General features: G+C 54.1%; 5 protein-coding genes. 4 read left to right on the top strand and 1 reads right to left on the bottom strand.

Annotated features, from left to right (window positions below; all coding sequences use genetic code 11):
* A partial coding sequence (gene dinB / locus FDW87_RS02740) for a DNA polymerase IV (protein ID WP_137379434.1) occupies positions 1-965 on the top strand: 965 nt, incomplete at its 5' end.
* Between the two features lie 53 nt (positions 966-1,018).
* Here dinB and pepD read toward each other — a convergent pair.
* Complete coding sequence (gene pepD / locus FDW87_RS02745) at positions 1,019-2,476, bottom strand: cytosol nonspecific dipeptidase (protein WP_016151863.1); 1,458 nt, start codon at positions 2,474-2,476, stop codon at positions 1,019-1,021.
* Between the two features lie 261 nt (positions 2,477-2,737).
* Between pepD and gpt the strand changes: the two genes are divergently transcribed.
* The 3 genes from gpt to crl all read left to right on the top strand — a co-directional run bounded on the left by gpt (position 2,738) and on the right by crl (position 4,998).
* Complete coding sequence (gene gpt, locus FDW87_RS02750) at positions 2,738-3,196, top strand: xanthine phosphoribosyltransferase (protein ID WP_003031380.1); 459 nt, start codon at positions 2,738-2,740, stop codon at positions 3,194-3,196.
* A gap of 98 nt (positions 3,197-3,294) precedes the next feature.
* Positions 3,295-4,539, top strand: a complete 1,245-nt coding sequence (gene frsA / locus FDW87_RS02755) for an esterase FrsA (protein ID WP_016155767.1) — start codon at positions 3,295-3,297, stop codon at positions 4,537-4,539.
* 57 nt (positions 4,540-4,596) lie between these two features.
* Positions 4,597-4,998, top strand: coding sequence for a sigma factor-binding protein Crl (gene crl / locus FDW87_RS02760; protein WP_016151866.1), 402 nt, complete (start codon positions 4,597-4,599; stop codon positions 4,996-4,998).
* The last annotated feature ends 40 nt before the right edge of the window (positions 4,999-5,038 follow it).

Raw genomic sequence — 5,038 nt, forward strand, 5'->3', positions numbered from 1 at the left:
TCGGCGGCAGCCGGGAGCGCCGGGGGGTTATCAGTACAGCCAATTACCCGGCGCGCAAATTTGGCGTGCGTAGCGCGATGCCAACGGGAATGGCGTTAAAGCTATGCCCGCATCTTACCTTATTACCCGGTCGCTACGAGGCTTACAAAGAAGCCTCCCGCCAGATTCAGGCGATTTTCTCCCGCTATACCTCGCTGATTGAACCCCTGTCGCTGGATGAAGCCTATCTGGATGTAACCGACAGCACCTACTGCCACGGTTCTGCCACGCTGATCGCCCAGGAGATCCGCCAGACGATTTTTAACGAGCTGCAGCTAACCGCCTCCGCCGGGATTGCGCCGGTCAAATTTCTGGCAAAAATAGCCTCCGATCTCAACAAGCCCAACGGGCAATATGTGATTACCCCTGCCGATGTTCCTGAATTTCTCAAAACGTTACCGCTCGGCAAAATTCCCGGCGTCGGCAAAGTCTCCGCCGCGAAGCTGGAATCAATGGGATTGCGTACCTGCGAGGATGTTCAAAAATACGACCTGGCAATGCTGCTCAAACGTTTTGGTAAGTTTGGTCGCGTGCTGTGGGAGCGAAGCCAGGGCATTGACGAGCGGGACGTTAACAACGACAGACTGCGCAAATCCGTCGGCGTGGAGCGCACGCTGGCGGAAGATATTCATGAGTGGTCAGAGTGTGAGGCGATTATTGAGCGGCTTTATCCCGAACTGGAACGGCGTCTGGCCAAGGTAAAGCCGGATCTCCTTATCGCTCGCCAGGGGATAAAACTCAAGTTTAATGATTTTCAGCAGACCACGCAGGAGCACGTCTGGCCGCGCTTAAATAAAGATGACTTAATTGCGACGGCGCGTAAAACCTGGGAAGAACGTCGGGGAGGGCGAGGCGTGAGGCTGGTGGGATTACACGTCACGCTGCTTGATCCCCAACAGGAAAGACAGCTGCTGTTGGGGCTGTGACTCTGATGGATTGCCGGATAAGCGCAGCGCTATCCGGCATTTAGCGCAGAATCTTACTTCGCCGGAATAGACTTCAGCAGTTCAGTCAGCAGCGTCCAGTAGTGACCAACGCTTTCGATATGAACCTGCTCATCCGGGGAGTGCGGACCGGTGATGGTTGGCCCGATGGAAACCATGTCCATTTCCGGATACGGTTTCTTGAACAGGCCACATTCCAGACCGGCGTGAATGATCTGGATGTTTGGCGTTTTGTTGAACAGACGCTGGTAGGTTTCGCGAACCAGGTGCATAACCGGAGAGTTAGCATCCGGCTGCCAGCCAGGGTATCCGCCTTTGGCCTGGGTTTTCGCGCCAGCCAGTTTACCCAGTGAATCCAGCATGCTTACCACGTAGTCTTTACCGCTGTCGATCAGGGAACGGATCAGGCAGTGAATTTCAACGTTGTCGTCAGTCATGGTTACAACGCCGACGTTCAGGGAGGTTTCTACCACGCCTTTGGCTACGTCGGAATTGCGGATAACACCGTTCGGGGTGGCGTTCAGCAGACGTACGAAGCTGTCGCGAGACTGAGTGGTCAGCGCGGCTTTGTCGTGAGTAACGGCATCCAGCAGCAGAGCCAGGTTCTTCTCTTTGGCTTCCAGTTCGTTTTTCAGGATTTCCTGGTAGGTGTTGACCAGCGCTTTTAACGCATCAACTTTATCTGCCGCCACGGCGAGGGTGGCAAAGGCTTCACGCGGAATCGCGTTGCGCAGCGTACCGCCGTTGAAATCAACCAGACGCAGATCCAGCTCTTCAGCGTGACCCGCCAGGAAGCGTACCAGCAGCTTGTTAGCGTTACCGAGACCAACGTGGATTTCGCCACCGGAGTGACCGCCTTTCAGGCCTTTCAACGTCAGCTTAAAGCTCTGGAAGCCAGCCGGGATTGCTTCACGGGACAGCGGCAGGTTAGAGGTAAAGTCGATACCGCCTGCGCAACCCATATAGATCTCACCTTCTTCTTCAGAGTCGGTGTTGATCAGGATATCTGCCTGCAGCCAGTTAGCCTGCAGACCAAACGCGCCATCCATACCTGCTTCTTCGGTCATGGTCAGCAGCACTTCGAGCGGACCGTGTACCACGTTGTCATCAGCCAGAACGGCCAGTGCGGACGCCATACCGATGCCGTTATCCGCACCCAGCGTGGTGCCACGGGCTTTTACCCATTCGCCGTCAATATAAGGCTGGATAGGATCTTTAGTGAAGTCGTGCACGGTGTCGTTATTTTTCTGCGGGACCATATCCAGGTGCGCTTGCAGAACGACCGGCTTGCGGTTTTCCATTCCTGCGGTAGCGGGTTTGCGAATCAGGATATTACCGACCTGATCGCGCTCGACGTGAAAACCTTTCTCTTGGGCCCAGCTCAGAATGTGTTCAGCGAGCTGCTCTTCATGGTAGGACGGATGAGGAATAGAACAGATTTTGGCAAAAATATCCCACAGCGGTTGCGGGGATAACTGAGACAGTTCAGACACGTTGAGTCTCCTTGGCGATGTCCTACAAAACTTGCTTGCAGGCCACAGGGTTAGCAGAATTAAAAACATCACAAGTCAGGCTTGCGCGATGCGATTGAGAATACCACTTTCTCCGCTGACGGCTAGCATAAAGCATGCAAAAAGAGGCGCGGATTCCGCGAAACACTGGTTTTTAGTGCGTCAGATCTCTATAATCTCGCGCAACCTATTTCCCCCTCGAACACTTTTTAAGCCGTAGATAAACAGGCTGGGACACTTCACATGAGCGAAAAATACGTCGTCACCTGGGACATGTTGCAGATCCATGCACGTAAACTGGCAAGCCGCCTGATGCCTTCTGAACAATGGAAAGGCATTATTGCCGTTAGCCGTGGTGGTCTGGTGCCGGGCGCATTGCTGGCGCGTGAATTGGGTATTCGTCATGTCGATACCGTATGCATCTCCAGTTACGATCACGACAACCAGCGCGAACTGAAAGTGCTGAAGCGTGCCGAAGGCGACGGTGAAGGTTTCATCGTAATTGATGACCTGGTTGACACCGGTGGTACCGCCGTAGCGATCCGCGAAATGTACCCTAAAGCGCATTTCGTCACTATTTTCGCTAAGCCGGCAGGTCGCCCGCTGGTGAATGATTATGTTGTTGATATCCCTCAGGATACCTGGATTGAGCAGCCATGGGATATGGGCGTAGTGTTCGTTCCGCCGATCTCGGGTCGCTAATCTAAAAAGTTTTCAACGCCCGCACTGTCGGGCGTTGTTCTTTTTGTGCTGTGTCAGGTTACACTATGCCTTAGTGAGTACTCATGGAGGCTGCAATCATGTCACAGGCTAACCTCAGCGAAGTCCTGTTTAAACCCCGCTTCAAACACCCTGAAACGTCAACGCTGGTTCGTCGTTTTAATCACGGCGCGCAGCCGTCCGTACAATCGACCCTGGATGGCAAAACCATCCCGCACTGGTACCGCATGGTGAACCGCCTGATGTGGATCTGGCGTGGCGTCGATCCGCGCGAAATCCTCGAAGTGCAGGCGCGTATCGTCATGAGCGAAGCCGAACGCACCGATAAAGAGCTTTACGACACGGTTATCGGCTATCGCGGCGGAAACTGGATTTACGAGTGGGCGAAGCAGGCGATGGACTGGCAACAGAAAGCCTCTATGGAAGAGGATCCGCAGGTGAGCGGACGCCACTGGCTGCATGCTTCCACGCTCTACAACATCGCTGCTTATCCGCACTTAAAAGGCGATGAGCTGGCAGAGCAGGCGCAGGCTCTGGCCAATCGCGCCTATGAAGAGGCCGCACAGCGTCTGCCGGGCACGCTGCGTGAGATGGAATTTGCCGTTACCGGCGGCGCGCCGATTACCGGCTTCCTGCATATGCCAAAAGGCGACGGTCCGTTCCCGACGGTGCTGATGTGCGGTGGCCTCGATTCCATGCAAACGGATTATTACACTCTGTATGAGCGCTACTTTGCCCCGCGCGGTATTGCCATGCTGACGCTGGATATGCCGTCGGTCGGGTTCTCGTCAAAATGGAAACTGACCCAGGACTCCAGCCTGCTGCACCAGCACGTATTAAAAGCGCTGCCGAATGTTCCGTGGGTGGATCACACCCGTGTGGCGGCCTTCGGCTTCCGTTTTGGCGCCAACGTGGCAGTACGCCTGGCGTATCTGGAATCATCACGTCTGAAGGCGGTGGCCTGTTTGGGGCCGGTGGTTCATGCGCTGCTTAGCGACCCGCAGCGCCAGGCAAGCGTCCCGGAAATGTACCTTGACGTTCTGGCCAGTCGTTTGGGAATGCACGACGCATCCGATGAAGCGTTGCGCGTTGAGCTTAATCGCTATTCATTAAAAGTGCAGGGCCTGCTGGGCCGACGCTGCCCGACGCCAATGCTGTCGGGGTTCTGGAAAAACGATCCGTTTAGCCCGGAAGAGGAGTCGCGTTTAATCACATCTTCATCTTCTGACGGTAAGCTGCTGGAGATTCCATTCAACCCGGTGTATCGCAATTTTGACAAAGGGCTGCAGGAAATAACCGGTTGGATCAATCAGAGATTGTGTTAAAAGTTTGCTAAATTTTATCGATTTGGTAAAACAGGTGCTTCACCTAAGGAGATCGTAATGACGTTACCGAGTGGGCATCCGAAAAGTAGATTGATCAAGAAATTCACCGCGCTTGGCCCGTACATCCGGGAAGGGCAGTGCGAAGATAATCGGTTTTTTTTCGATTGTCTGGCTGTTTGCGTCAATGTGAAACCCGCCCCAGAGAAACGCGAGTTTTGGGGCTGGTGGATGGAACTGGAGGCGCAGGAAAAACGCTTCACGTACAGCTACCAGTTTGGCTTGTTCGATAAAGACGGGAACTGGACTGCGGTGCCGGTGAAAGAGACTGAAGTGGTAGAGCGACTGGAATACACCTTACGTGAATTTCATGAAAAATTACGTGGGTTGTTAACGTCGCTGAATCTGGCGCTGGAGCCTGCTGACGATTTTAATGATGAACCGGTTAAATTAACGGCATAATGAACAGTAAAATGCCGGATGGCGGCGCAACCCCATCCGG

Source organism: Citrobacter sp. wls826, from assembly GCF_005281245.1.
Classification (GTDB): domain Bacteria; phylum Pseudomonadota; class Gammaproteobacteria; order Enterobacterales; family Enterobacteriaceae; genus Citrobacter; species Citrobacter braakii.

What these genes read in the sequence shown, in the direction of transcription:
- crl (WP_016151866.1), top strand. Translation starts at nt 4,597, where the DNA reads ATGACGTTACCGAGTGGGCATCCGAAAAGTAGATTGATCAAGAAATTC.
- gpt (WP_003031380.1), top strand. Translation starts at nt 2,738, where the DNA reads ATGAGCGAAAAATACGTCGTCACCTGGGACATGTTGCAGATCCATGCA.
- frsA (WP_016155767.1), top strand. Translation starts at nt 3,295, where the DNA reads ATGTCACAGGCTAACCTCAGCGAAGTCCTGTTTAAACCCCGCTTCAAA.